The organism is Kribbella endophytica, from assembly GCF_054781295.1.
Window position 1 is genome coordinate 77,911 of sequence record NZ_BAAGUR010000003.1, and the last position, 26,977, is coordinate 104,887.

Genomic DNA, 26,977 nt, shown 5'->3' on the forward strand with positions numbered 1-26,977 from the left:
CCTCAGGTCAGGTCGAAGGTGAGCAGCGTGATGCTGTGCGCCGGGAAGTCGTACGCGCCGTCCACCAACTCGATCTCACCATGGTTGCGAAGGGCCACTCGATCCGGGGTCGAGAGGGTGTTGCAGGCCAGCAGGTCCTCGACGTCGGCGCCGAGCGTCCGCACCGACACCCGCGGCGGCAGCGCTCCACCGTCGAGCGACAGCGCCGCGGAGACGGCGTCCGACGCGTGGCGGTTGATGACGGCCAGGCGGAGAGACCGGCCGTCATCGGTCTGGGTGGCGGACACGTCCAGGTCGGGAACGGTCGCCGTACGGGTCCGGAAGTCCCCCGCATGGTCCCGCTCATCACCCTGCCGTACGGCGGCCAACCGCGACGGTCCGGAGACGTCAGCCGCGAGCGCGACCGGGCCGAGGTGGTTCTGGTACAGGTCCCACACGTGGTACGTCGCGGCCGCGACAGCTCCACCCGGACGGGCCACCACGACTCCGTTGGCGTTCAGCAGGTTGACCGTGTTGGCCATTGTCACCGGCACCGCCGCACCCGACAACCGGTGCAGGGCATGGAAGACCCCGGCGTAGAAGAGCGCGTCCGCCAGTGTCCGGGGATCCCATCGATTGACCCGGTGCTGCCGCGACGTGTCGAGCCCGTCCACCTCACGCTCGACGGTCCCACCGTCGTCCGACGGCTGAGGCGCAGGCCAGCTGTCCGGCTCGACGTGCCGGATGTTCCACTCGTCCAGCGCCAGCCCGAGCGACAGCCCCCGCGGGGCGGCCAGAGACGCGACCAGCTCGGAGTAGGCCGTCATCTGCTGCTCGAAGTACAGCGACTGGGCGACGATCGCGTCGTACTCCCGGACGCCGTCCACCAGCTGGGTGGTTGCCCCGTACAAGTGAAACGAGAGGTAGTCGAGCTGGGAGCCGACACCGTCGAGCACCGCCGCCGTCCACCCCTGCCGGTCGTCGGTCAGCCCGACGCCGACGAACTTCAGCGACGGGTCAACCGACCGCATGAAGCGCGCGTGCTCGGACGCATCGGCCGCGTAGGCCGCCGCCGTGCGATGCCCCAGCTGCCACCGGCCGTAGACCTCGTTGCCCAGGCCCCAGTACTTCACGCCGTACGGCGCCGGGTGCCCGTTCGCCGCGCGTTGCCGCGTGAACGCGGTGTCACCGCCGTAGTTCGTGTACTCGACCCAGCGCACCGCCTCGTCCACGTCCCGGCAACTGTGCGCCAGATACGGCTCGGTCCCCACCTCGTCGCACCAGGCCAGGAACTCGTCCGTCCCGAAGTGGTTGCTCTCCTCCAGACCCCACGCCAGTTCCAGCCGCCGCGGCCGGTCCGCGCGCGGACCGAGACCGTCCTCGAAGTGGTACGGCGACGTGAAGTTCCCGCCCGGCCACCGCACGATCGGCAGCCCGAGCGTTCGGCACAGCTCGGCCACGTCCCGGCGCAGCCCGTTCCGGGCCCCGGGACCGTCGTCGGCCAGCGGCGATCCCTCGTCGAACACCCCGCCCTCGATGTTGCCGAAGAACGCGGACTCGAGGAAGTGCCCGTAGATCATCGGGTCGATACTGCTGCGCTGGTTGCGGTGGATGTCGATGCGGGCGGTCACAGGGTCTCCTCGTCCAGAGCGCTGAGCGCGGTGTCGTAGGTCTTCGCGCCGACTTCGAACATCGACGTCATCCAGTGGTAGAAGTTGTCGCCGCGGTCGCGCAGGATCGCGTACAGCCGGCCCATCAGCTCGCGGCGGACCTCGGCCAGCTCCGGGTGCGAGTACCGGTTCTGCAGTTCGTGCGGATCGGCGCGCAGGTCGTAGAGCTCGTTCTGGTCGGCGGGATTCACCACGAGCTTGTAGTCGGGTGTCCGGATCATCCGCTGTGGATACGGGAAGTGGTGCCCGTGGAACTCGGCGACCACCTCGGCCGGCCAGTCGGCAGGCCGGTGCCCGGCCACCAGCGGCAGCAACGAGCGGCCCTGGTAGTGCTCCGGCACCTCGACCTCCGCCAGCTCCAGGAACGTCGGCGTCAGGTCGGTCAGCGTCGCGAAGCCGTCTTCGACCACTCCGGGCGGAGCGCCGGGAATCCTGGCCAGCAAGGGAATCCGGTAGATGTCGTCGTACATGGCCGGGCCCTTGTCGTGCAGCCGGTGCGCCCCGGTGAACTCCCCGTGGTCAGCCGTGAAGAACACCGCGGTCTCATCGGTCAGCCCCAGCGCCTCGAGCTCGGCGAGAATCCGTCCGACCTGCTCGTCGATCAGCGACACGTACCCCCAGTACGCCGCGATCAGCTCGCGCCACTTGTCCGGGCCGACGCTGTCGTACGTCCAGTGCGACGAGTAGTGCTGCTGGACCCGAGGCTTGTCGGCGAAGGTCTCGGACACCGAGACCGGCAGCTCGACGTCGTCCGCGGAGTACCTGAAGTAGTACGCCGAGGGCAACAGGTACGGAAGGTGTGGCCCGAACCAGTTGCACCCCAGATAGAAGGGCCGGCCATCCTCGGCGTACCGGCGGAGCTGCTCGATGGTCCGCTCCGCCAGGAAGTACTCGAAGGTCGCCTCGACGGGTTGGTCGAGAATGCCGGCCAGCAGATTGCCTGGTTCCCCGTTGGCGAAGGTCCCTCGCACCGGCGAGTGGACGGCGAACGGTGGATAGCCTCCGTCCTCCAGGTAACGCAGGTAGTCCGGGTGCTGCACCGCGTTGCCCCAGCCGGCGTAGTGCTCCCCGTCGTACCCGAAGTCGGCCGGCCCTTTCTCCTTCCCCACATGCCACTTGCCGACATGGCCGAGCTGGTACCCCGCCTCACCCAGGTACGACGCGAAGGGTGGAAACGTGTCGTCCAGCTCTTCGCGGTACCCGACGTTGCGCTCGTAGTTGGCCAGCAGCGTGTGCCGGTACGGCAGGACGCCGGTCTGCAGCGTCGCCCGGGACGGCGTACAGATCGCGGTCGGTGTGAAGCCGCTCGTGAACAACGTGCCGCCGGCCGCCAGGGAGTCCAGAGCAGGCGTCTCGCACACCTCGTTGCCGTAGCAGCCGAGGGTGTCCAGGCGGTGCTGGTCGGTCATCAGGAGCAGGATGTTCGACGGCACTCGGCCTCCAGGAGGTAGGGGATGTCTCATCAGAGAAGGTACGGAGAATCGGCCACGATCGACGGACCGAAGAGCGACCTGTGGACAGTCACTGCTTCACGGCACCGGCCAGGCTCTCGACGAACTGCCGTTGCAGGACGACGAACACCGCGACCACCGGTGCGAGCGACAGCACCGCGGCCGCCGCCATCCCTGCCCAGTCGGTGTCGTTCTCCCCGACGAAGGCGGACATCCCGACCGCGAGCGTGCGCAACTCCGGATGGCTGAGCGTGAAGACCAGGGGCAGCAAGTAGGCGTTCCAGGCGGCCAGGAACTGCAGGATGAACACGCTGACCGTGATCGGTTTGGCCAGCGGCAGCATGATCCGGAAGAACACCGTCAGCGGCCCGGCGCCGTCCATCCGCGCCGACTCCTCCAGATCCTTCGGGATGGTCCGGAAGAACCCGGCGTACAGCAGGGTCGCGGCCGCGTGACCACCCGCGCCGAGGCCGAGGACCACGCCCAGGTGCGAGTTGAGCAGCCCCAGCTGGTCGGTCAGCTGGGTGACCGGGATGATCGTGTACCCCTCGGGCAGGAAGAAGGTGACCAGGAAGATCCCGATCAGCACCTTCTTGCCCACGAAGTCGTACCGGCCGAGCACGTACCCGGCCAGCGCGCTGCGGATGATCACCAGCGCGACGGTGCCGAGCGTGATCAGCACCGTGTTCAGCATGTACGACGAGAAGCCGACCTCGGACCAGGCCCGGCTGTAGTTCTCCCAGACCGGCGCCTCGGGCAACAGGTCCAGCCCTTTGCCGAAGATCTCCGGGTTGGTCTTCAGCGACCCCGAGACCAGCCACAGGAACGGGTAGATCCAGACCGCGCAGAGCAGTGCGAGCCCGGTCCCGATCAGCCACCGCGAGCTCCTCGTCCCGGTCATGCCATCGCCCTTCGCGCGGCCCGGACGCCGAGCGCCTGGACGACCGCCAGCACCATCGTCAGCAACCCGAACAGCACCGCGGCCGCCGACGCGTAGCCGAGCTGCGGCACGGTCGCGCCGAACGCCGTCCGGTAGATGTAGACCTCGACGACCTCCGACGAGAACGCCGGACCGCCGCCGGTCAGCGTGACCACCAGGTCGAAGACGTTCAGCGCCCCGACCATGTCGATCAGCGTGATCACCACCAGGAAGGGGATCAGCAGCGGCAGCGTGATGTGCCGGAACTCCTTCCAGTTCCCCGCGCCGTCCATCCGCGCCGCCTCGTACAGCTCGCTCGGGATCGTCTGCAACGCGGCCAGCCAGTAGATCAGCGTGATGCCGAGCCACTTCCACACCCAGACACCGATCACGCTGTACAGCGACAGCCCGGACGAGCCGAGGAAGTCGACCGGGCTGTCCACCAGTGCCGCCTTCACGAGCGCCAGGTTGACCGGGCCGCCGGCGTCCAGGATCAGCGTGAACACGACGCCGACGATCGCGCCGGTGGTCACGACCGGCAGGAACAGCAGCGTCCGGAAGAGTCCGCGGAACGGCGTGCTGCGACGGTTCAGCACGATCGCGAGCAGCAGGGCCAGTCCGACCCGCAGCGGGACGGCCAGCGCGAGGAAGACCAGCGAGTTGGCGAACGAGTTCCAGAACAGGTCGTCGGCCCACAGCAGCTCGAAGTTCGTGAGCCCGACGAAGGTCCCGACGTCAGCGAAGCCCGGCCAGTCCAGGAACGCGTACCACCAGCTCGCGACCAGCGGGTAGACCGTGTAGAGCCCGTAGCCGACCACCGTCGGCAGCAGGAACAGGTAGATCCACCAGTCGTCCCGCATCCGCCGCCAGGCCGAAGGCCGCGGCGGCCGGGCCTTCCCTCCCGGCGCCCGCGCCTGCCGGGGCGGGGCCGTGCTGGTCGTCGTCACTTGTACTGGTCCTGGGTGTAGTCCTTGCCCGGCTGCCAGTTGTCGAAGACCCAGTCGGACTCGGCGACCTCGGCGCCCTTCTTCTTCGCCGCCTCGATCGCGCGCCCGCGCTCGGCGGTCGCCTTCTCGGCGTACTGCTTCAGCGCCGTCCGGTAGTCCTTGGTCGACCCGGTCAGCACCGCCTGCACGATCTCGCCCGGATCCGGGTGCACGTCCCGCGTCTCGGCGAGCACCTTCGCGACGGCCTGGTTGCCGACCTCCGGCACCGGTCCGATCCGCACGTCCTGCTGGAAGAACTCGACGTTCTTCTTGTACGCCGGGTGCACCTTCGCGTTCCCCACCGAGTCGATCAGGATGGGCGGCTGGTCCATCCGGGTCGCCAGCTGGGCGGCGAACTCCGGCGTGGTCAGCTGGGCCATCAGGTCGGCCGCGACCTTCGGGTTCTTGGCCTGGTCCGACACGAAGAAGGAGCCGGGCGCCGGTGCGACGTACACGGTCCCGCGCTGCGTCGACGGCGCCGGGATCTGCCAGGCGCCGATCCCCCGCTCGACGGCCGGCGACTCCTCGACCATCAGCCCGCCGATGAACCAGGGTCCCCACGGGAACAGGGCGGCTTCCCCGGCGGCCCAGCGAGCGCGGGCGTCCCGTGGGCCGAGCGACGACGACGCCGGGTGCAGAACGCCGTCGCGTTGCAACGAGAGCAGGAACTCCATCGCCTGGAAGAACGGCTCGGTCGCGACGACGATCTCGCCGGTCTTCCAGTCGGTCTGCCCGGGCGCACCGGCCATCTGGGCCAACGCGTTCAGCTTGCCGGCCAGGTAGTCGGTGTCCTTCATCGGCAGCACCAGGCCGTGTACGTTGTCCGGCGTCTTCTGATCGATCGTCCGCACGGCGGCCCGGTACGCGTCCCAGGTCGGCGGCGACAGCTCGGGGTCGAGCCCGGCCTGCTCGACCAACCGCGTGTTCACCCAACTCGTCGAGTCGTGCCACTGGCCGCTGAACACCGGGAACGTGTAGACCTTGCCGTCGAAGCGATGGATCCCGTCGTACAGGTAGTCCTTCACCGGGCTGTTCGCCAGGTCGACGAAATCTCCGATCGGCTGGAACCAGCCGTTGGTGACGAGTGCCGCGGTACTGCCGGTCAGGCCGGCCGTGGAGTGGACGTCGGGCAACTGGTTGCTGCGTCGCGCCAGTTGCAGGGCCTGGGCGAGGTCGGCCGGGTCGAGCTGGCGACGCTGCACCGTGACGTTGCCGTGCTTGGCCTTGTAGTCGACGAACAGCTTCTGCTCGAACAGCTCGGTCAGCGGGCGGAACTGGTCCCACCAGGTGAGTGTGACCGGGCCGGCCGCCGTGTCACCGGGATCGGCGCCGGCGTTCTGAGTGCTCTTGCCGCCGCCCGTACAGGCGTTCAGCAGCGGTACTCCGAGTGCGAGCCCGCCGAGGGTGCTCAGCACCTGGCGGCGGGACGGGCGGGGATTGGTCGAGGTGCTCATGGCGAGTGCCTCCTCAGGGCAGGGCTCAGCCGATGTCGTGGACGCGGTCCCGGGATCCGGGGCCGACGGCGGCCGGGTAACCGGCCAGCAAGGCGGAACGACGCAGTACGAGGGCAATGCCGCCGCGGGCCGCGTCGTCGTGGCCCAGGGTGGCGGGGACGATCTCCAGTCCCTGCCGTACCTGGCTGTGGGTGTGCTTGCGCACGGTGGCGCGGATCGGGTCGAGCAGCGACGCACCGGCCTCGGCCAGCTCACCGCCGATCACGACCGTCTCGGGATTGACCGTGTTGCAGGCCGCTGCGAGCACCTGCCCGACCCGAGCGCCCGCAGTGGCGATCACCTCGCGGACCCGCTCGTCGCCGGCCGCCAGCAGCTCCAGCACTTCGTCGAAGGACCGGACGCCGCACTGCTCGAGTACGGCGCCGAGTGACACGTACCGCTCCAGGCAGCCCGTGCCACCGCAGGGGCAGCGCGGCCACTCCGGATCGACGCTGACATGCCCCAGCTCCCCCGCCGCACCCCCGGCGCCGGAGAACAGGTGGCCGTCGAGCACGAGCCCGCTGCCCACGCCGTACGACAGCCGCAGGTACAGCACGTTCCGCAGGCCGGCACCGGCACCCCAGATGGTTTCGCCCAACCCGGCCAGCCGGGTGTTGTTGTCGACGTACACCGGTACGCCGAACCGCTCGGCCAGCCCGTCCCGGACCAACTGCGCCCGGCTGCTCCGACTCGCGTGGCCAACGGGCCCGACCACGCCGACTCCGACTCCGGAGAGCGCGGAGAGGGAGACTTGATGCCGGGCCGCGAGCGACTCGGCCAGGGAGATCGCCAGCTCCAGCCGGCGGGCCCAGGACGTGCGTTCGGAGCAGGCGATCCCTGTCGTCCCGACGATTTCGTGCGCGACGTTGGCGACGGTGACCTGGACGGCCCGGTGCCCCAGATCCATCCCGAGCGCCAGACCGCCCGCCGGGTTGAGCGTCAGCACGGTGACCGGGCGCCCCCGTCCTCGGCTCGTGCCGTCATCGGCCGCGGTCTCGGTCAGTGCTTCGGTGGCCAGCAGGTCCTGGACGATCGACGACAAGGTGGCGCGGGACAGACCGGTCTGCTCGGCGAGCTGGGCGCGGGTCATCGCGCCCTGCGTCCGCAGCACGGCGAGCACCCGCTCCTCGTGGGTCTCGCGGAGCAGGCGCAGCGGTCCGGCGGTGTCCTTGGCCATGCGCCGACTCTCCGGGGTGCCGCCGGTTTCTGTCAAGAGCCCGGATTTAATCGTCGCCGATTAATTCCGAAGCCTTGACGTAAAACAGGAGCGTTGCTCAGACTGGCCTGCATGACGCGTCCCAACGTCCTGCTGCTCTGCACCGATCAGCAACGCTTCAGCGCTTTGGGGGCTTACGGCAACGACGAGGTCGACACCCCGAACCTGGACCGTCTCGCGGCGCAGGGCGTGCTGTTCGACCAGTGCTACGTGCAGAACCCGGTCTGCGCGCCCTCGCGGGCCAGTCTGATGACCGGACGCTACGTGCACGCGCACGGTCTCTGGGCGAACGGCGTCGGCCTGCCTGCCGAGGAGCGCTTGTTCAGCCGCGACCTCGCCGACGCCGGCTACGACTGCGGCCTGGTGGGCAAGTTCCACCTGAGCTCCTGCTTCGGCGGCCGCGAGGAGCAGCGGCAGGACGACGGCTTCCGCGTCTACCGCTGGGCGCACGACCCGTACCCGGGCTCGTCCGAGAACGAGTACCACCGCTGGCTGCGGACGGTCCGGCCCGACCTGTTCGACGGCAAGGCTTCGATCGACTTCGACAGCCTCCCGACCGAGCTGCACTACAGCCGCTGGATCGGCAACCAGACCGTCGACTTCCTCACCCGGGACCGACACGACGGTGAGCCGTTCTTCTTCGTCGCGAACTTCTTCGACCCGCACCACGGCTTCGGCGCCCCCGAGGAGTACCTCCAGCGGTACCGCGACCGCGATCTCACCCGGCCCGTCACGCGGGACGGCGAGCTGACCACCAAGCCGCCGATCCAGACCGAGGCGTCCCACCACTCGTACGCCGGTCACGCGCGCGGCTACACGTCGTACTCGGACGACGAACTGCAGGAGGTCAAGGCGGCGTACTACGCGATGGTGACGCTGGTCGACGACGAGGTCGGCCGGATCCTCGAGGCACTGGACGCGACCGGGCTGGCCGACGACACCTTGGTGATCTTCACCAGCGACCACGGCGAAATGTTGGGTGATCACCAACTAATGCTCAAAGGCCCGATGATGTACGAGCAGGCGGTCCGCGTCCCCCTGCTGATGCGTTGGCCGCACGGCGACCTGCCCGCCGGGACGCGCTGCACCGAGCTGGTGCAGTGGATCGACCTGTCGAGCACGATCCTCGCCGCGACCGGTACGCCGACGCAGCCGCGGCAGCAGGGCATGGACCTGTTGCCGCTGGCCCGCGGGACCGGCCGGGCTCGCGGCTGGGCGCTGAGCGAGTACCGCGACAGCGGCCACCCGTACGACGACGCCGTACACCTGACGATGCTCCGGCGTGATCACTGGAAGCTCGTGGTCCAGCACGCAGATCCAGTCACCGGCACCGCCCGCACCGGTGAGCTGTACGACCTGGAGAGCGACCCAGCCGAGCTGGACAACCTGTGGACCTCCGCAGACCACCAGCAGGTCCGGACCGAGCTGCAGGAGTTCCTGCTCGACGTACTGGTGGCCGCTGAGGACAGGAGCCAGGTCCGCGAGGCGCCCTGGTGAGTCAGAGTGGCGGCTCCGCGGCGATGTAGGCGTCGACGGCGGTGGTGAAGTCCCGGCCGGCAGGTGGCAGCGAGTGGTACCAGGCCGCACCGAGCCGGCAGATCTCCCACAGGCGGTTGAGGTCCTGAGTGGTCGACTGGTACGGGAACGCCGTCCCGCCGAAGGGCGGCATCCGCAGCCCGAACTGGCCAGTGGCGAGCAGCTGCGCCGACTCGTCGTACAGGCGGACCTCACCGATGCCGTTGGTGCGGTCGAGGCCGACGGCGAAGTCCTGCACGTCGACGGTGGCGAGGTCGCGGTAGCCCTCGAAGCGGAGCGGGTCGCTGGGCGAGTCGTAGACGAACAGCGCCAGCACCAGCACCGGGTACGTCGGGTAGGACCGGTACGCCGAAACCAGCAGACTGTCCCCAGCCGTGACGGCTCTGGCCAACTCAGCTCCCTCACGCGCCGTCAGCCCGGCCAGCTTGACCAGCACGGTCGGCGTGCCCTGCACGTCCAGCACGAACGGCGACATCGGCACCATCGTTCGCGCGAGGTCGTCGCAACTGCTGAGCCGCATCACCACCCCGTGCTCACCCGCCGGCCGCTCCGGCATCCCCGGCCTCACCCGCGGGAGCCCGAGCTCCGCCAGATCGAACGCTTCCCGTCGCTTCCTCGAGAACAGTCCCATCGCACCATCGAACACCAGCCGCGCTGTCAGCGCCGTCCGTTGCACGAACCGGCCAATCTCAGCGCGCTCGCCGCCGCAGCAACTTCTTCAACCCGTACGTCGACTGGAACAGCAACGCGATCCCGCACACCGCGATGACCACGAACAGCACGGTCTGACTCGTCCTCAGTCCCCCACCGACCAGCTCGATCCCGCTCCACACCAGCAGCAGCCCGGCCGCCGCCAGCGTCAGGTACCCGGTCCCCAGGTTCCGCGGCGTGAACTGCCACCACGGCTCGTCCTCCGGCCACACCCGCTTCGAAGTCATCCCAGTTCCTTCCCAAGAGCAGCTCCCCATCGGAGCCGACCCTTCGAAACTAGGTCCGCGGACCCGACCGGCGCCTCGACCACCCGGACGAACTCCACCGGGCACCTCGTACTTTCGGCCAAGGCCGTCGCGCCGGCTCACGCGGTCACCCAAGGTGACGAAACGGACCATGGTTCCAGCGGGCGGGACAAGCGACGGTCACCGCGCGCAGTCTGCCAGACCTGCCGCAGACGGCTCCGAACCGCTACCGTGGGGTCTTGGGCTGTCGATTCAGCAGGAGGCTCCGTGAAGATCAACGACGTATTGCGCGGTAAAGGCAACCAGGTCGTCACCATCTCCCCCGAAGCCACCGTCACCGAGCTGCTCGCGCTGCTCGCCGAGCACAACGTCGGCGCGCTCGTGGTCAGTCAGGACGGCACCAGCGTGGCCGGCATCGTGTCCGAACGGGACGTGGTCCGGCTCCTCAACGGCACTCCGGACGCGGGCGAGGTCCGGGTCAGCGCGATCATGACGTCACCGGTGCACACCTGCACCCCCGACGACCTGATCGACAACCTGATGCGGATGATGACCGACCGCAGGATCCGGCACGTCCCGGTCGTCGTCGACGACCAGCTCACCGGCATCGTCAGCATCGGCGACGTCGTCAAGTCCCGCATCGGCGAGCTCGAGTTCGAGAAGGAACAACTCTCCAACTACATCGCCGGCTGACCCCAGCCCGCCCGCCGTACCAGCGCTGCACCCGTACGCCGGTACGCCGCGCCAGCACGCCCCCGGAGGCCGGTCCCGCCCCACGCGAGACCGGCCCGTCCGTGCTGCGAACCCCCACGGCTACAGTCCCGCCATGCACCCAACCGACCCGCCGCCCGGGCCGCCGCAGAGTCCCGGCACCGAGCCGGTCCCGCGCCAACCGCTGCCCAAGTACGGCGAAGCGACCGCGCCGCAGTCCGGGCGGATCGCCCTGGGCCCGTCCGAGCAGCCCTACTACGGTCCCCCGCCGTACGGCTACCCCGGCCAGGAGCCTCCGCCGAACCAGAAGACCAGCACCGTCGCGACCCTCGCGCTGGTGTTCGGGGCGATCGGCGCGATCCCGGTGGCGATCGTCCTGGGCATCGTCGCGCTGGCCCGGATCCCGAGCACCCGGCAGAAGGGCAAAGGACTGGCGATCGCCGGCATCGCGCTGGCCTGTGTGTGGGTGGTCGTCTTCGTACTGATCGGCCTCGACGCCGGCTCCGATCCCGTACGGGACGCGTCCGGCCAGGTGACCACGAAGGCCGCCGTACCGCACCAGGACCTTCGCGTCGGCGACTGCGTGGCCCGTGTCGACGAAGGCGCTGTCCGCGACCTCGAGGTCCGGCCGTGCTCCGGGCCGAACGGGGGCAGGGTGTTCGCCGTGTTCGAGCTCCCGGCCGGCACGTTCCCTGGCGAGGAGCCGGTCCAGACCACCGCCCAGAACGGCTGTGGTGACCGCTGGTTGGAGCAGGGCGGGAAGGGGACCGATCCGGTGAGCATCGTCACAATGTTCCCCGTCGAAGCCAGCTGGAAGCTGGGCGACCACCGCGTCACCTGCCTGCTGACACCCCAGTGACAGTTGCCGAGGGCCCCGGTCGCAGCACACGCGACCGGGGCCCTCGTCACGAACTCAGTACCGCGTCACCGCCGCCCACGCGTCGACGATGCCGTTGCCGTAGAAGCCGTTGAACGAGCGGGTTCCCTCGCACAGTGCGTCGAACTCGGGCGTGCGGCCCTCGTTCGCGTACGAGACCAGCGGCGGGTTCGGGCAAGCCCGCTCCTGCGCCGAGCCGAGCAGGATGCTGCGCACCCGGTCCGGGTTCAGGCCGAAGGAGTTGCCCTTGCCGTTCTTGCCGTACTCGCTGACGATCAGCGCGGCCACGCCGGTCGCGTGCGGCGACGCCATCGACGTCCCCTGCAACCAGTTGTAGTACCCGCACTTGGTGTAGTCCGTCACGCCGGCCTTGCACTGCTTCTGCACGCCACCCGCGATCCCCGCCGCGGTGATGTTGCCGTCGGCATCGACCAGCCCGCCGGCCTGCAGCGTGTTGACCGGGTACGTCGACAGGATCAGGTTCTCGTTCACCCGGTGGTTCGGCGTACCGAAGTAGTCACGGAACCAGCCACCCGGCGCCGACACCTCGGCCTGCTCCACGCCGTAGTTGGAGTAGTCCGCCTTGTTGCCCGACGGACCGAGCGCGGACACGCCGATCACGTGCGGGCCCTCGACCGGCAGGTCGACACAGGTCGCGTTGTCGATCACCCGCTCGTACGGCGGGACGTCGCCGAAGTCCGGGCTGCTGATGTCGTTGCGCGGCTTGCCCAGGTCCTCGTGGTTGTTGCCGAGCGAACCGACCAGCGTGACGTCCCGGTTGTGCGCGTAGTTCAGCGCGCGCTGCATCGCCCGGATCGTCGACCGCTGCTCGAGCTGGGCCTCCGGGCTGTCGGCCGGGTTGGCCGTGCAGTTGTAGAGCCACGGGTCGACGTAGAACGACATGTTGACCACGTCGAGCCCGACGTCACCGGCGTAGGTGAGCGCGTCGAGCACCGGGTTGAGGAAGACGAAGCCGCTGTCCTGGCCGCCGCGGATCTCGACCAGCGTCACGTTCGGCGCGACGCCGGAGACGCCGAGACCGTTGACCGCGGCACCGATCGTGCCGGCCACGTGGGTGCCGTGCCCGCTGTCGTCCCAGCCGACCGGGTCGACACAGCCGCGGAACTCGCACGGCCCGTCGATCTCCGGCAGGTCCACGGCGAAGTTGCGGGACAGCTTCCAGTCGAAGTTCGGCGCGATGTCGGGGTTCCGGGCGTCGATTCCGGAGTCCAGGACGCCGACCTTGACCTGCTTCTTGCCCGGCTGCACCTTGCGGGCCAGGTCCGACCGGACCATCTTCAGGCCCCACAGCTGGGCGTCCAGCGGATCCATGCCCTTGGCACTCTTCGCCGCCGCCTTCGCCTTCTTCACGGCGGCGCCGAGGTTCTCCTGCTCGATCTGGACCGGCTTGACCCGCGGCAGCTGCCCGATCGGACGGCTCCTCGCGGCACCTTCGACCGCGGCCGACGCCGACACCTGGGTGGCGAACCCGGACGCCGCCGCCTTCACGGTGATCGTGCCCAGGTTGGTGTTCTCCTTGACCACCTCGCCACCGGCGGCCTTCACCGCGGCCAGCGCGGCGGCCCGGTCGGCCCCCTGCTCGACCAGTACGACGTACTCCGTGCTGCCCCCGGTCGCCTGGGCCCCGGCGATCACCGGAACGGCCAGGCCGGCGGCGATCAGTGCGAACGCACCAGATGCCGCGTACAACGATCTGCGGACGTCTCTCACGAGCGGATCCCCTCCCTGAAGTGAGTGTGACGGCCACAACGTAAATCAGCCGTGCGGACTCCGGGAGGGGGCCGACGTTGTCAGGTTTTCGAAGCAAACGATTGAACACGTCCCGCCGACCTCGAACCAAGTACCGAGCACCGATCGGGGGCCGGTACTTGTGAGGTGTCGACGGGCGGCGTTCAGCCGGAAGTCGACGTCGACGACGCGAACACCACGAACAGCAGCACCATCGCGAGCGCGAACAGGATGCACAGGATCAGCAGCACCGTGCCGATGATTCCGGCGATCCGGCCGCCGACAGCCATGCCGCGGTTGTTGTAGACGCCGGGCGCCGCGTCGATCTCGTCGATGGCCTGGTTGCCCTTCCACCACGCGAACGGCGACAGGATCAGCAGGCCGGTGATGAACGGCAGCAGCCCGAGCACCAGCGCGACCGTCGCGTTGGAGTTGTCCCGCAGGACGCCGTACGCCGGTTGGTCGGGAAAGCCGGGCTGCAGCGGGTAGTTGCCGTACCCCTGCTGCTGTTGATGCCCTTGCCCGTACTGCGGACCCTGCTGCTGTTGGTAGGGCGGCTGGTCCTGGGGTCGCTCGTCGAACGACATGGCGTGCTCCTCTGCTCAGGGCCGATTGGTCCTGAGCAGAGGATGCCAGTACTTCAGCTCAGTCCGTCAGCTCAGTTCCGTCACGTCGCCCAGCCCGGAGAGCTGGTCGCGAACGTCCTTGGCTTCCCCTACGACGACGACCAGCAGCCCGTTGGTTCCCACGTACCGGCGGTACGCCTCGGTCGCGCTCTCGGCGGTGGTCGCGGCGATCTGGGCCAGGTAGGTGTCGGCGAAGTCCAGCGGTACGCCGGCGGCGATGTTGCTGCCGACCTGCTGGGCGATCGAGTCGGCCTGCTCGTAGCGCAGCGGCGCGGTCCGGATCAGGTTGTCCTTGGACTCCCCGACCTCCTTCTCGGTCAGCCCGTCGCGGGCCTCCCGCAGGATCCGCAGCGCGTCGGTGATCGCGGCGCCGGTCACCTCGGTGCGGACCGAGCCGCCGAGGCTGAACGTGCCGCCCTTGCGCGGCGCGGTGAAGCTCGACCGGGTGCCGTAGGTGTAGCCCTTCTCCTCGCGCAGCACGGTGTCGACGCGCGAGGTGATGGTGCCGCCGACAACATGGTTCGCGACCGCGGCCGCACCCCAGATGTCCTCGCGGCGGTCCGGGCCCGGGCAGCCGATCAGCAGCTGGCTCTGGACCGAGCCCGGCCGGTCGACGAGCACGATCCGGTCGCCGACGACGTACAGCGGCTCCGGAGTCTCCAGGGCGGGACCGGCTTCGGACGTCCAGTCGCCGAACGCGTCGTCCACGATGCCGGCCACGTCGACGCCGGTCGCGTCCCCGGCGAACAGGATCTGGGCGCGGGCCGGACCGACGTTGTCGCGGTAGAACTTGGCGACCTCGACGTTGGTGAGCGGGCGGATCGTGTCCGGCCGACCGGCGGTCGGACGGGAGCGGCGCATGCTCGGGTCGAAGAGGTTCGCGGAGAACGCCTCGCGGGCGCGGTAGCCGGCGTTGGCGCGCTCCTGGTTGATCTCGCCGAGCCGGATCGTCACGTGCCGGCCGACGTCGGCGGTGTTGAACGCGGGCCGGGTGACCGCCTCCGCGAGCAGCTTCACCGCGGGCGCGAGCTGCGACGTCGGCACGGAGATCTCGACGTGCAGCGCGTCGGAGCTGACGTCCACGCCGTACGCCGCGCCGTGACGCTCGAGCGCCGCGGCGAAGTCGTTGGCCGAGTGGAACTCGGTGCCCTCGTCGAGCGTGCGGGACATGATCGTCGCGACACCTTCGAGCTCACGCGGCTCGGCGAACAGCGGGAGCGCGATCGTGACGCGCACAGTCGCGACGTACTGGCCGGGCCGGTCGAACACGTGCACCGGCGTACCGGCGCGGGTGTTGGTGGTGGTCGAGACCGGGAACGTCCACGGCCCCGGCGGGGCGACGACGGGCGGCGTGGTCAGGGCCTGGCTGCTCATTCCTGCTCCCCTGCTTCGGTTCCGGCCTGTTCGTCGGAGCTCTTGCGGTACGTGACCTGGACCCGGCCGTCGGCGCGGATCCACTCGGCCGCGGCCTGCTGGACCTGCTCGACGGTGACCGCGCGCAGCTGGTCGATCCGGGTGTTGATCCGGTCCGGGTCGCCGAACAGCAACGTGTGGTGGGAGATCTCATCGGCCCGGCCTGAACAGGTCGCCAGCTGCTCCAGCCAGTCCCGCTCGGCCTGCGCCTGCACGGTGGCCAGCTCGTCCTCGGTGATCCCGTCGGCCACGAGCTTCTCCACCTCCTCGAGCAGCGCGTCCTCGACCTTCTGCAGGTCGACGCCGTCCGACGCGATCCCGGTCAGCGTCCCAAACGACACTCCACCGATCAGCGGCAGCGCCCCACCGGACACCGACTGCGCGATCTGCTCGTCACGGACCAGCCGCCGGTTCAACCGGCCGCTCTGCCCGGCCGCCAGTACGTCGAGCGCGAGCGCGGCCGCGTCCAGCTCGGGCGTCCCGTCGACGGGCAGCCGGAACATCATCGTGATCAGGTCCGACGGCACGTCCTCGACGACGTCGTCCCGGGCAACACCCTGCATCGGGCCGATCGTCCCGTCCGGCGCGGCCGGCGGCTGCGGGATCGCCGGCAGGTGGCCGAAGTACCGCTTGACCGCCGCGAACGTGTCCTCTTCGTTGACATCGCCAACGATCGTCAGGACCGCGTTGTTCGGCCCGTAGTACTTGCGGAAGAAGGCGTGCACGTCCTCCACCGACGCGGCGTCGAGGTCCTCCATCGAGCCGATCGTCATGTGCGCGTACGGGTGCCCCTGCGGGAAGGCCAGCCGGACCAGCCGCTCGTACGAGTCGCCGTACGGGCGGTTGTCGTAGCTCTGCCGCTTCTCTTCCTTCACGACGTCGCGCTGGTTGTCCAGGTTCTCCTGGTTCACCGCGTCGAGCAGGTACCCCATCCGGTCCGCCTCGAGCCACAGCGCGAGATCGAGCCCGCCACTCGGCAGCGACTCGAAGTAGTTGGTCCGGTCGAAGAAGGTGGACGCGTTCAGGCTCGCCCCCGCCGACTCCAGCAGCCCGAAGTGGTCACCGGACTTCACGTTCCGCGACCCCTGGAACATCAGGTGCTCGAACAGGTGCGCGAAGCCGGTCAGGCCCGGCGGCTCGTGCCGCGACCCCACGTCGTACCAAAGATTCACAGCAACGATCGGCACCGCGCGGTCGATACTCACAACCACACGCAACCCGTTGTCCAGAGTCTGCTCAGCGAGCGGATACGTCAGCGGCATACAGCCAACCTACCTGCCCGCCGAGCTGCTCCGGCGTCCCGTTCGCCCGAGGCGGAAACCCCGGGCGAACGGCCACGGGGATCAGCCCTTGATCGCTCCACCCAGGGCGAAGGCGCCGCCGAGTTTGCGGCTCAGGAGCAGGTAGAGCATCAGCACCGGGAAGGTGTAGATCAGCGAGTACGCCGCCAGCTGGCCGTAGTTCGGTTCGCCGTACTGGCCGAAGAACGTGAAGATGCTGACCGAGGCGGGCAGGCGTTCGGGCGACAGCAGCAGCATGAAGGGGACGAAGAAGTTTCCCCACATGCCGATGAAGGTGAAGATCAGGACGACGGCGATGCCGGGCCACATCAGCGGGAGCACGATCCGGCGCAGCGCCTGCATGTTGCTGGCGCCGTCCACCCAGGCGGCCTCCTCGAGCGAGATCGGGACGCCGTCCATGAAGGTCTTGGTCAGCCAGATCGCGAACGGCAGCGAGCTGGTGGCCAGGAACATGATCGTGCCGCCGAGGGTGTCGACCAGGTTGAGCTGGACGAACAGCCCGTAGACCGGCACCATCACCGCGGTGATCGGCAGCCCGGTGCAGAACAGCACCGTCAGCAGGAACGGCCGGTTGAAGCGCGTCTTGAAGCGGGACAGCGGATACGCCGCGAGAACGGCGCAGACCATCGTCAGCAACGCCGCGCCGCCGCACAGCACGATGCCGTTGAGCACCGGCCGGTACGTCGTGTCGGTGTTCAGCACCGCCTTGAAGTTGCCCAGCGTCGGGTCCGTCGGGAACTCGACCCGCAACCCGGCGGTCCGGTTGATCGAGGCGAACAGCACCCACAGCAGCGGCAGCACGAACAGCACACCGATCCCCAGCAGCACCAGGTTCGAGGTGAGCTTGCTGACGCGGTCCCGGGCAATCATGCGGCCTCCGTATTCAAACCACGCAGGTAGATCAGCGAGAAGACCGCGCCGATCGCCAGCATCACCAGGGCGATCGCGGTGCCGTAGCCGATCTGGGAGAAGCTGAATGCCTGCTCGTACATGTACAGCGGCAGCGTCTGGCTCTTCGTACCAGGCCCGCCGCGGGTCATCGCGTAGATCAGGCCGAAGACGCTCAGCGTCTGCAGCGTGATCAGCATCAGGTTGGTCATGATGGCTCGGCTGATCATCGGCAGCGTCACCCAGATCAGCCGCCGCAGCCCGGCCGCGCCGTCCATCTCGGCCGACTCCTCGATCTCCTTCGGCACCTCACTGAGCGCCGCGGAGTAGACCAGCATCGAGAACGCCGTACCGCGCCAGATGTTCGCGATCGAGACGGCGATGATCGGTGCCGCGTACAACCAGTCCTGGCCGGGCAGCCCGACCTTGTGCAGGATCACGTTCAGCGTGCCCTCGTCGTTGAAGAACGCGCTGAGCAGGTACGCCGCGACGACCTCGGGCAGAACCCACGCGCCGATCACCGCGGTGCCGACGAAGTTGCGGACCAGCTTGGTGGAGCGCCGCATCAGCAGCGCCAGGCCGAGCCCGAGGGTGTTCTGGCCGATGATCGCGGAGATCAGCGTGAAGACGAGCGTGAGCCAGATCGAGTTGGTGAACGCGCTGCTGCCGAAGGCCTTGCGGAAGTTGTCCAGGCCGACGAACTGCACGTTGTTGGCACCGGTCCCGGTGAGCGCCATGTTCGTGAACGCGGCGTACACGCAGTAGATGATCGGGCCGGCCAGGAAGACCACCATCAGCCCGATGGCCGGGGCCAACGGCAACATCTTCACGACTTGAGCGGCCCGCGGCCGCCCGTTCCGACCGGTCGGGAGACCGGTCGGAGCGGGGGCTGCTGCCGTGGTAGCAACAGTCACAGGAACAGTCCTTCGTCAGGGGAGGGTGGGGCCGGTGCTACTGGCCTTGACTCTGACTGGTGGTCTTGTCCTTGCTGACGATGCTTTCGACCGCCTCGTCGTAGTTCTTGGCCGCCTCGTCCGGCGACGACTGACCCGTCATCACCGCTTCCATCGCGGTGATGATCTCGTTGGAGACCTTCGGGTACTCCGGCAGCGCCGGCCGGTAGACGGTCACGCCGACCAGGTCGGTGAAGAACTGGGTGGACTTGGCCGAGGTCTTGTAGCCCTCGTCCGCGGCGACGTCCTTGCGGACCGCGATCTGCGCACCGTCGGTGGCGTACTTGGTCGCGTTCTTCTGCGTCTGCAGGGTCTTGATGAAGTTCCACGCGGCGTCCGGGGACTTCGACTTGGCCGGGATCGCCCAGGTCCAGCCGCCGGAGAGGCTGACCTTGCCCTTGCCGCCGCCGTCCTGGGTCGGCATCGCGGTCTGGCCGAGCACCTCGGACCACTGCGGCCACGGCTTGGCGCCGGTCTTCTGCCAGTTGTTGTAGAGCCAGGAGCCGTCGAGCGCGATCGCCAGCTTGCCGTTCGGGAGCAGGTCGCTGCCGACCTTGTTGCCCCAGTTCGGGTCCAGGGACTGCTTGGGCTGCGGCGCGATGCCCTCGTCGAAGATCGTCTTGACGAAGTTCAGCGAGTCCTTGAAGCCCTGGCTGCCGACGACCCACTTCTGCTGGTCGAAGTTGTACAGGGTGTCCTTGGTGCCGTAGAGCAGCATCTCCATGCCCTGCATGGCGGACGCCTCACCCATCGGCTTGCCCGAGTAGACGTTCAGCGGGATGACGCCGGGGACCTTCTGCTTGATCGCGCGGGCCGCGGTGAGGACCTCGTCCCAGTTCTTCGGCTGCCAGTCGGCGGGAAGCCCGGCCTTGGCGAAGATCTGCTTGTTGTACCAGAGGGCCCGAGTGTCGGTGCCGTCCGGTACGCCGTACACCTTGCCGTCGGCACCCTTGGCCGCGCCCTTGGCGGTGTCCTGGAACTGACCCCAGTCCGCCCAGTCCTTGATGTAGTCGTCCAGCGGCTTCAGGTACCCCGCGGTGATGTCGGAGTTGATCAGGAAGGTGTCCTCGTAGACGATGTCCGGCGCGGTGTTGGCCGAGCGCATCATCAACTGGAGCTTGGTGTAGTAGTCGTTCTCGCTCGCCACGATCGGCACGATCTCGACCTTCGAGCCGGGGTTGGCCGCCTCGTACTCGGACTTGGCGCCGGTGAGGAAGTTCTTCATCACCGTGCCGGGGCCCCACTGCTGGTAGGCGATCTTGATGTTCGCCGGGCCGGAGCTGGAACCGCCTGCTTCCGGCGTCTTGGTCGTCGATCCCTGACTGCAGGCCGAGACCCCCAGCAGGAGTGCGCCGACGGCGAGAACACCCGCCGTCTTGAAACCGTTCTTCATGACCATTACGTCCACCTTCGGGCAATCGTTGTCATCCCGGTACCACCGCTCAAACCCCGTGGGCTTTCCCGCGACGGTAGGAGGCGTAGACCAGTGAAGTCAATGGTTGACAGACAACGTTGTCGCGGCGTGGCGGGACGTAAGCGGTGACCGACGAGTAACGATCCGGTCACCGCTTTGGCCGTCCTTCAGACGGTAACGGGCGACCCCTGGTGACGAGCCTGTACGACGCGCCGGGAGCGCGCGGCACCGAGTCCGCACAGCGCCAGACCGAGCACCAGCCAGCCCGCGAGCACCGCGAGCGACTGACCCGCGCCGGCTCCGTCGAAGAAGCTGACCGAGCGCAACGCCGTACCGGCCGCTCCTGGCGGGAGGAACTGGCCGAGCGCTCCCCACCCGGTCGGCAGCATCTCCGGCGCGCTCGTCATGCCGGACAACGGGTTGCCGAGCAGCATCATCGTCGCCGAGCCGAGCCCGAGTCCCGCCGTACCGAGCAGCCACTCGAGACCCAGCAGGGTCAGGCTGATCGCTCCGATCGACATCGCGATCACGCCGGCGTTCGCCCAGTAACTGCCCTCGAACGACCCGAGCCAGAACTGCAGGACCGCGGTCAGGGCCAGCGCACCCGCCACAGCGAACCCCAGAGCACCGAGGACTCGACTCGCACCCGCCTTGGCAAAGTTGGTCAGCGCCGCGGCGGCGAGGATCCCGCCCAGGACGAGCGGCAGCGCACCCGCCGCCAGGCCCGCACCACGCGGATCGTCAGCAGGCAAAGGAACTACGTCGGTCACCTTGGGCGCGGCGGCCGGGTTCTGCGCCGCCAGTTTGCCTGCCACCTGCGTCAGCAGTTGCGACACGACCGGACCGGCGGCCGACGCCGTCAGCACCTCGGGCGCGGCCTGGTCCAGCACGATCGCGCCGTACACGTCACGGTCCTTGATCGCCTGTACGGCGGACTCGCGGTCGGCGACCGGTTCGATGGCGAAACCGCCGGGCATCGCCTGCTCCAGCGCGGCGGTGACCTGCCCGACCGCCGACTGCGGCCCGGCCACGGCCAGTGGGACGTCGCGCGGTTCGGACCGCGCCGCCGGCCAGGCGAACGCGATCAGCAGGACCGTCAGCAGCACAGTGAGCAAGGTGACGACGGCGATCACCGGAGGACGCCGACGCTCGGCGGTGTCGGGTGTGGACATGAGCAAACACTCCCTAAAACGAATGACCGTTCTTTATAGTGTCGAGGGTGCGCTCCGACGCGCCGAGTTGTCAAGAACGGACATTCGTTTTAAGTTCGCCGTATGCCCAAGGTCACTGTCGAGCACCGACTGGCGCGGCGCGCCCAGATCGTCGCCGCCGCCCGGCACTGCGTGATCGAGCAGGGCTTCCACAAGACGACGATGGCCGACGTGATCCGCGAGTCTGGTCTGTCGGCGGGCGCCGTCTACGGGTACTTCCGGAGCAAGGACGAGATCGTCGCGGCGATCGCCGACGAAGCGCTGAGCGCGGTCGGCGAGCTCTTCCAGGACATCCTGGCCATGCCCGACCCACTCTCCCTGGGCCAGGCGATGCGCAAGGTGCTGAACCACGTCGTCGAGATCGCCGAGCGGCCCGGCGGCGACGTCACCCGGGTGGCCCTGCAGGCCTGGGCCGAAGCGGTGCACAACCCGGCGATCGCGGTCATCGCCGCGGCGAAGTGGACGCCGCTCCGTTCGAACTTCGCCGCGATCGTCCGGCGCGCGCAAGCCGGCGGCACGATCGCAGCCGACGCCGACCCCGAGCACGTCGCGCAGGCGTTGTTCGGTCTGCTTCCAGGGTTCCTGATGCAGCGCCTCCTGCTCGGCGACGTCACCGCCGACTCCTACGCCGACGGCATCGACGCCCTGCTCGGATCGACTCCCCGAAGGAAGAACCGGTGAAGCGACAGGTGGACCTCGCGGGGATCAACACCCTGCTGGACCGGGCCGGCATCGCGCCGCACGAGCTGACAGCCCACGACGAGCTGACCGAGGGCACCTACAACACCGTCTACCGGCTGACCGTCGGCGAACGGCAACTCGTCCTCAAGGTCGCACCGGATCCGTCCTCCCCCGGGCTCTCGCACGAGCAGGCGCTGATCCGGACCGAGACCGAGTTCTACCAGGCCGCGCGCGGCAAGGCGCCGGTGCCGGAGGTCGTGTACGCCGACGCCGAGGTGCTGCTGATGACCGCGTTGCCAGGGACAACGATGCGGGGGCTCACGGCCACCGATCGCGCGTCGTACCGGCGGGAACTGGGCGCGATCGTGCGCAACCTGCACGAGGTGGTCGGTGCTGACGGGTTCGGCTATCCGCAGCGTGGGCTGGTGTCGACGTGGGCTGTCGCGTTCCAGCGGATGCTGGACGACGTACTGGCCGACGCCGAGCGCTACGAGGTCGAGCTGCCGTCCGGGGTGTCGCGGGAGCTGGCACTGGATCGCGTCGAGCTGCTGAACACAGTGCGGACACCGCGGCTGGTCCACTTCGACCTGTGGGACGGCAACATCCTCGTCGACGGCGGCCGGATCAGCGGGCTGATCGACGGGGAGCGCGCGTTCTGGGGCGATCCGGTCGCGGAGTTCGTGTCGCTGACCCTGTTCAGTGCGGTCGACGACGAGCTGCTGGCCGGGTACGGCGGCGACATCGACCGCGAGCGGCTGTCGCTGTACCGGGTGTACCTGTACCTGATCATGCTGGTCGAGCGCACACCCCGCGGTGACGACGACGAGGGCATGCTGAAGCTGATCCTGAGCCATCTCACGAAGGAGTTGGCGGCCCTCGGCGCCACCTCACCTCGCTGACTCCCCTACCTGCTGGGGTAGGCCTAGCACCACTCAGATCGGCGGCTCAGCTCCCTGGGGCGAACGGCCGGAACTTCATAGCGTTCTCGGTATGAAGCGCAAGCAGGAATCAGTCCAGAGAACGTCGAACTCCGTCGTGCTGAACGACGTCCGCCGGGTCTACGGCAAAGGCGCCGGCGCGGTCGTCGCGCTCGACGGGATCAGCATCAGCTTCGCCCGGGGCACCTTCACCGCGGTGATGGGCCCGTCCGGGTCCGGCAAGAGCACCTTCCTGCACTGCGCCGCCGGGCTCGACCGGCCGACGTCCGGGACCGTGTCCATTGACGACCAGCCGCTGGCCGGACTGAGCGAGCGCCGGCTGACCGAGCTGCGCCGGGAGCGGATCGGGTTCGTCTTCCAGTCGTTCAACCTGCTGCCCGCGCTCACCGTCTGGCAGAACGTCACGCTGCCGCAGGAGCTCGACGGACGCCGTACGAACCGCGCCGCGGTCGCCGAGGTCCTCGAGCGGGTCGGCCTCGCGGACCGGCACAAGCACCGCCCGGGCGAACTGTCCGGTGGTCAGCAGCAGCGCGTCGCCATCGCCCGCGCGCTGGTCGCGCGGCCCGCCGTCATCTTCGCGGACGAGCCGACCGGCGCGCTGGACACGCAGACCGCCGCCGACGTACTCGACCTGCTCCGCGAGCCGGTCCGCAGCCAGGGCCAGACCGTCGTCATGGTCACCCACGACCCCGTCGCCGCGTCGTACGCCGATCAGGTCGTGTTCCTCGCCGACGGCCAGCTCGCCGGCAGCATCCTCGCTCCCACCGCCGAGCAGGTCGCCGAACGCCTCACCCACCTCGGCGCCCGTGCCCGCAGTCTGGCGGTCTCGCGATGATGAAGCTCGCTGTCCGCACCCTGCGCTTCCGCAAGGGCGGGTTCATCGCCACCTTCGTCGCCGTCGTTTTCGGCACCGCCATCGTCCTGGCCTGCGGCGGCCTGATGGAGACCGGCATCCGCTCCAACGTCCCCGCCGAGCGGCTCGCCTCCGCCGAGATCCTGGTCACCGGCAACCAGAGCCACCCGCGCCCCGGCGCCGAGGACCCGACGCCCCTGCGCGAGCAGGTCGGCGTCCCGGCCGACGCCGCCGCCAAGATCCGCGCCGTCGACGGCGTCACCGAGGTCATCGGCGACCTCACCTTCGCCACTCCCGTTCAAACCGCCGGCAGCTTCGTGCCGGCCGAAGGTCACTCCTGGACCTCCGCGCGCCTCGCGCCGTACAAGCTGGTGTCCGGTACGCCGCCTGCTGCTCCTGGCGACGTCGTCCTCGACAGCTCCACCGCTCGTACTGCCAGCGTCCGCGTCGGCTCCCGCATCACCCTGCTCACCAACGGCGAACCGACCACCTACACCGTCCGCGGCATCGCCGACGGCCCCGCCGGCCACACCTTCTTCTCCTCCCCCGAGGCCACCCGCCTGGCCGCGACGCCCGGCCGCTTCTCGAGCCTCGGCGTACTGGTTGCCCCCGGCAAGGACCTCGACACGGTCAAGGATGCGATCGAGGACGTCGCCGGCGACCTCACCCTGCACACCGGCGCCGACCGCGGCCTCGCCGAACACCCGGAGGCGTCGCAGTCCCGCGAAGCCCTGATCGCCGTCGCCGGCTCCTTCGGCGGCATCGCCACGATCACGATGATGTTCGTCGTCGCGTCCACCCTGGCCCTGTCCGCGCAGCACCGCGAACGCGAGTTCGCCCTGCTCCGCAGCATCGGCACCACGCCCGGCCAGGTCCGCCGGATGATCCTCGGCGAGTCCTTGCTGGTCTCGATCCCGGCCGTCCTGATCGGGCTCTTCCCCGGCATCTGGCTCGGCCGCTTCCTGTTCGACCAGCTCGCCGAGAACGGCGTCTCCTCGCCGGTTCTGGAGTTCCACCAGGGCTGGATCCCGTTCGCCGCCGGCGCGGGCGCCGCCGTACTGGCCGCCATCGGCGCCGCCCTGATCGCGGCCCGCAAGTCGGCCCGGATCAAGCCGGTCGAGGCCCTCGTCGAGGCCGGCCTGCAGCGCAAGTGGTTCACCTGGACCCGCCTGATCCTCGGCGTGCTCTCGCTGGGCGGAGCGATCGCGCTGGCTATCGTCACCGTCGCGGTGATGACCGGTCCGCTCGCCGCCGCGACCGCCGGCCCCGCCGTCCTGTGCTGGGCGATCGGCATCACGCTGCTCGGCCCGTTCTGGACCAAGCTCGTCCTGGCTCTGATCCGCTGGCCCTTGTACGCCGTGAGCCGCGTCAACGGCCGCCTCGCGATCATCAACGTGACGGCGCGTTCGGTGGCGATGTCCGCCGCGGTGATGCCGGTGATGCTCGCGGTCGGGATCTCGACGGCCAACATCTACATGCAGACCACGCAGGTGCACGCCTCCGAGCAGGCCTTCACGAAGGACCTCAAGGCGGACGGCGTACTGGGATCCGTCACCGGAACCGGGCTGCCCGCGTCGCTGCTGCCGGCGGTCCGCGAGGTACCGGGCGTCGCCAGCGCTTCGGCGTACGTGACCAGCTACGGCGCGGTCGACGAGCCGCGGAACGCACCCTTCGACGAGGACGGCGCGCCCCTGCTGGGCGTCAGTGCTCAGGGCAAGGACGGCGCCGCGCCGGTCCGGGTCACCTCGGGATCACTCGAAGGCCTGACCGGTACGACGGTCGCGGTGCCGGACCGCCTGGTCGAGAAGACCGGCCGTGGGATCGGTTCGACGATCAAGCTGACGCTCGGCGACGGAACTCCCGTCGAGCTGCGGGTGATCGCGACCGTCGCCGCCGAGCGCGGGTACGAGACTCTCGTCCTGCCGGCCGATCTGCTCGCCGCGCACACCACCGACCGGCTAGCTCCGCAGATCCTCGTTCGCTACGCCTCCGGCGCGAATCCTGCTCCGGCGCTGGCCAAGCTGGCCGACACGCACCCCGGCGTACAGGTATCAGGGCGGGAAGCCCTGATCGCCGGGAACAGCGAAGATCTGCAGACACAGGCGTGGGTCAACTACATGCTCGTCGGTCTGCTGATCGGCTACACGGCGGTCTCGGTGGTCAACACCCTGGCCTCGTCGACGATCCGTCGGCGCCGTGAGTTCGCGCTGCAGCGCCTGACCGGCTCGACCCGCGGCCAGGTCCTGCGAATGCTGACCACGGAAAGCACGCTGGTCATCGCCGCCGGAGTCCTCCTCGGCACGGCCGTCGCACTGGCAACGCTGATCCCCTTCGCCGCCACGGTCTCCGGCTCCGGGGTCCCGCACGGACCTTGGTGGATCTACCTGGCAATCGTCGCCGCGGCCGCCGGCCTGACGTACCTGTCCACCCTCATCCCTGCCACCGGCGTACTCCGTACCAGCCCTGCCGAAACAACTTCCCGGCCTGACTGAGAAGAGGCCAGAACCTGGCCGCTACTGGGAGGAGAGTCTTGCTCCACGAGACTCTCCTCTTCGTCGTTAGGACCCCACGATGACCCCCAGCAGCACCCCGGCCGACAACTCGACCTCCGGCGCCACGGCGGGCACCGGCGCCACGGCGGGCATCGCCTCCACTCCCGCCGGTTACACCACCCTCGCCCCCTGGGTTGTCACCGAGGAGACCGCAGCCCTGCTGGCCTTCGTCACCACCGTCTTCGACGGCGAGGAGCTCGCCCGCATCGAGACCGAGGACGGCCTCATCGGCCACGCCGAGATCCGCGTCGGCGACACCGTCCTGCTCGCCTTCGACCGCCGCCCCGACTGGCCCGCGATGCCGTCCCTGCTCCGCATCTTCGTCGCCGACGCAGACAAGGCCTTCGCCCGCGCCGTCGAGTCCGGCGCCCGAATCGTCACCGAACTCTCCACCGCCGCCTGGGGCGACCGAGGCGGCCGCATCCGCGACCCGTGGGGCAACATCTGGTGGGTCGTCTCCCACGTCGAGGACGTCCCCGCCGAAGAGGTCGGCGCCCGCATGTCCGACCCTCAGTACGCCGAAGCCATGCAGGTCGCCCAAGCAACTTTCGACGCCGAAATGACCGGCGCCGCCACCGGCCGCTCCTCCCGCCCTGTCCTCTAG

The 26,977-nt window shown here is 69.1% G+C and carries 24 protein-coding genes; 8 read left to right on the forward strand and 16 right to left on the reverse strand.

All coding sequences use genetic code 11. The features are described 5' to 3' along the window. Positions 1-2: 2 nt before the first annotated feature. From ACYVIO_RS26670 to ACYVIO_RS26695, 6 genes are read right to left on the reverse strand one after another with little or no spacing between them, the layout of a single operon-like run. Positions 3-1,610, reverse strand: a complete 1,608-nt coding sequence (locus ACYVIO_RS26670) for an alpha-L-arabinofuranosidase C-terminal domain-containing protein (protein ID WP_460653639.1) — start codon at positions 1,608-1,610, stop codon at positions 3-5. Then, positions 1,607-3,112: a sulfatase-like hydrolase/transferase gene (locus ACYVIO_RS26675; RefSeq protein WP_460653640.1), complete on the reverse strand. Its 1,506-nt coding sequence runs from the start codon at positions 3,110-3,112 to the stop codon at positions 1,607-1,609. Before ACYVIO_RS26675 ends, ACYVIO_RS26670 begins: the two co-directional genes overlap by 4 nt. 58 nt (positions 3,113-3,170) lie before the next feature. Further along, positions 3,171-4,001, reverse strand: coding sequence for a carbohydrate ABC transporter permease (locus ACYVIO_RS26680; protein WP_460653641.1), 831 nt, complete (start codon positions 3,999-4,001; stop codon positions 3,171-3,173). After that, positions 3,998-4,966 carry a carbohydrate ABC transporter permease gene (locus ACYVIO_RS26685; RefSeq protein WP_460653642.1) on the reverse strand — a complete coding sequence of 323 codons (969 nt, stop codon included), beginning with the start codon at positions 4,964-4,966 and terminating at the stop codon, positions 3,998-4,000. Before ACYVIO_RS26685 ends, ACYVIO_RS26680 begins: the two co-directional genes overlap by 4 nt. Further along, positions 4,963-6,459 (reverse strand): ABC transporter substrate-binding protein, encoded by a 1,497-nt coding sequence (locus ACYVIO_RS26690; RefSeq protein ID WP_460653643.1) that lies wholly within the window; start codon positions 6,457-6,459, stop codon positions 4,963-4,965. Before ACYVIO_RS26690 ends, ACYVIO_RS26685 begins: the two co-directional genes overlap by 4 nt. Positions 6,460-6,484: 25 nt before the next feature. Continuing rightward, on the reverse strand, positions 6,485-7,675 hold the full coding sequence (locus tag ACYVIO_RS26695; protein ID WP_460653644.1) for an ROK family transcriptional regulator: 1,191 nt from the start codon (positions 7,673-7,675) through the stop codon (positions 6,485-6,487). Positions 7,676-7,786: 111 nt separating this feature from the next. On the opposite strand from ACYVIO_RS26695, the gene ACYVIO_RS26700 reads away from it, so the two are divergent. Then, a complete protein-coding gene (locus ACYVIO_RS26700) occupies positions 7,787-9,211 on the forward strand; it encodes a sulfatase family protein (protein ID WP_460653645.1) in 1,425 nt (474 codons plus the stop codon). A gap of 1 nt (position 9,212) precedes the next feature. Here ACYVIO_RS26700 and ACYVIO_RS26705 read toward each other — a convergent pair whose 3' ends face one another. Together ACYVIO_RS26705 and ACYVIO_RS26710 are read right to left on the reverse strand one after the other, a co-directional pair. Continuing rightward, positions 9,213-9,881, reverse strand: coding sequence for a hypothetical protein (locus tag ACYVIO_RS26705; RefSeq protein ID WP_460653646.1), 669 nt, complete (start codon positions 9,879-9,881; stop codon positions 9,213-9,215). A gap of 58 nt (positions 9,882-9,939) precedes the next feature. Continuing rightward, positions 9,940-10,188, reverse strand: a complete 249-nt coding sequence (locus ACYVIO_RS26710) for a hypothetical protein (RefSeq protein WP_460653647.1) — start codon at positions 10,186-10,188, stop codon at positions 9,940-9,942. Between the two features lie 285 nt (positions 10,189-10,473). On the opposite strand from ACYVIO_RS26710, the gene ACYVIO_RS26715 reads away from it, so the two are divergent. Next, complete coding sequence (locus tag ACYVIO_RS26715) at positions 10,474-10,899, forward strand: CBS domain-containing protein (RefSeq protein WP_460653648.1); 426 nt, start codon at positions 10,474-10,476, stop codon at positions 10,897-10,899. A 133-nt stretch (positions 10,900-11,032) separates the two neighbouring features. Next, positions 11,033-11,776, forward strand: coding sequence for a DUF4190 domain-containing protein (locus ACYVIO_RS26720; protein ID WP_460653649.1), 744 nt, complete (start codon positions 11,033-11,035; stop codon positions 11,774-11,776). A gap of 54 nt (positions 11,777-11,830) precedes the next feature. Here ACYVIO_RS26720 and ACYVIO_RS26725 read toward each other — a convergent pair whose 3' ends face one another. From ACYVIO_RS26725 to ACYVIO_RS26760, 8 genes are all read right to left on the reverse strand, one after another. After that, positions 11,831-13,525 (reverse strand): S8 family peptidase, encoded by a 1,695-nt coding sequence (locus tag ACYVIO_RS26725; RefSeq protein WP_460653650.1) that lies wholly within the window; start codon positions 13,523-13,525, stop codon positions 11,831-11,833. 182 nt (positions 13,526-13,707) lie between these two features. After that, positions 13,708-14,130 carry a hypothetical protein gene (locus ACYVIO_RS26730; protein ID WP_460653651.1) on the reverse strand — a complete coding sequence of 141 codons (423 nt, stop codon included), beginning with the start codon at positions 14,128-14,130 and terminating at the stop codon, positions 13,708-13,710. 66 nt (positions 14,131-14,196) lie between these two features. Then, positions 14,197-15,543: a M16 family metallopeptidase gene (locus ACYVIO_RS26735; protein ID WP_460653652.1), complete on the reverse strand. Its 1,347-nt coding sequence runs from the start codon at positions 15,541-15,543 to the stop codon at positions 14,197-14,199. Further along, the gene (locus ACYVIO_RS26740) at positions 15,540-16,844 is read right to left on the reverse strand and encodes a M16 family metallopeptidase (RefSeq protein ID WP_460653653.1); all 1,305 of its coding nucleotides are present in this window, start codon (positions 16,842-16,844) and stop codon (positions 15,540-15,542) included. Before ACYVIO_RS26740 ends, ACYVIO_RS26735 begins: the two co-directional genes overlap by 4 nt. Positions 16,845-16,925: 81 nt before the next feature. Continuing rightward, positions 16,926-17,753 (reverse strand): carbohydrate ABC transporter permease, encoded by an 828-nt coding sequence (locus tag ACYVIO_RS26745; protein WP_460653654.1) that lies wholly within the window; start codon positions 17,751-17,753, stop codon positions 16,926-16,928. Further along, positions 17,750-18,685 (reverse strand): carbohydrate ABC transporter permease, encoded by a 936-nt coding sequence (locus tag ACYVIO_RS26750; RefSeq protein ID WP_460653655.1) that lies wholly within the window; start codon positions 18,683-18,685, stop codon positions 17,750-17,752. The genes ACYVIO_RS26745 and ACYVIO_RS26750 overlap by 4 nt, the downstream gene beginning before the upstream one ends. Positions 18,686-18,722: 37 nt before the next feature. Further along, positions 18,723-20,117 (reverse strand): extracellular solute-binding protein, encoded by a 1,395-nt coding sequence (locus ACYVIO_RS26755; RefSeq protein ID WP_460653656.1) that lies wholly within the window; start codon positions 20,115-20,117, stop codon positions 18,723-18,725. Positions 20,118-20,305: 188 nt separating this feature from the next. Further along, complete coding sequence (locus tag ACYVIO_RS26760) at positions 20,306-21,310, reverse strand: hypothetical protein (RefSeq protein ID WP_460653657.1); 1,005 nt, start codon at positions 21,308-21,310, stop codon at positions 20,306-20,308. Positions 21,311-21,412: 102 nt separating this feature from the next. Between ACYVIO_RS26760 and ACYVIO_RS26765 the strand changes: the two genes are divergently transcribed. From ACYVIO_RS26765 to ACYVIO_RS26785, 5 genes are all read left to right on the forward strand, one after another. Then, positions 21,413-22,030: a TetR/AcrR family transcriptional regulator gene (locus tag ACYVIO_RS26765; RefSeq protein ID WP_460653658.1), complete on the forward strand. Its 618-nt coding sequence runs from the start codon at positions 21,413-21,415 to the stop codon at positions 22,028-22,030. After that, on the forward strand, positions 22,027-22,929 hold the full coding sequence (locus ACYVIO_RS26770) for a phosphotransferase family protein (RefSeq protein WP_460653659.1): 903 nt from the start codon (positions 22,027-22,029) through the stop codon (positions 22,927-22,929). The genes ACYVIO_RS26765 and ACYVIO_RS26770 overlap by 4 nt, the downstream gene beginning before the upstream one ends. A 91-nt stretch (positions 22,930-23,020) precedes the next feature. After that, positions 23,021-23,803, forward strand: coding sequence for an ABC transporter ATP-binding protein (locus ACYVIO_RS26775; RefSeq protein WP_460653660.1), 783 nt, complete (start codon positions 23,021-23,023; stop codon positions 23,801-23,803). Next, positions 23,800-26,313: an FtsX-like permease family protein gene (locus ACYVIO_RS26780; RefSeq protein ID WP_460653661.1), complete on the forward strand. Its 2,514-nt coding sequence runs from the start codon at positions 23,800-23,802 to the stop codon at positions 26,311-26,313. The genes ACYVIO_RS26775 and ACYVIO_RS26780 overlap by 4 nt, the downstream gene beginning before the upstream one ends. A gap of 79 nt (positions 26,314-26,392) precedes the next feature. Beyond that, entirely contained in the window at positions 26,393-26,977 is a 585-nt protein-coding gene (locus tag ACYVIO_RS26785; protein ID WP_460653662.1) for a VOC family protein, read from the forward strand.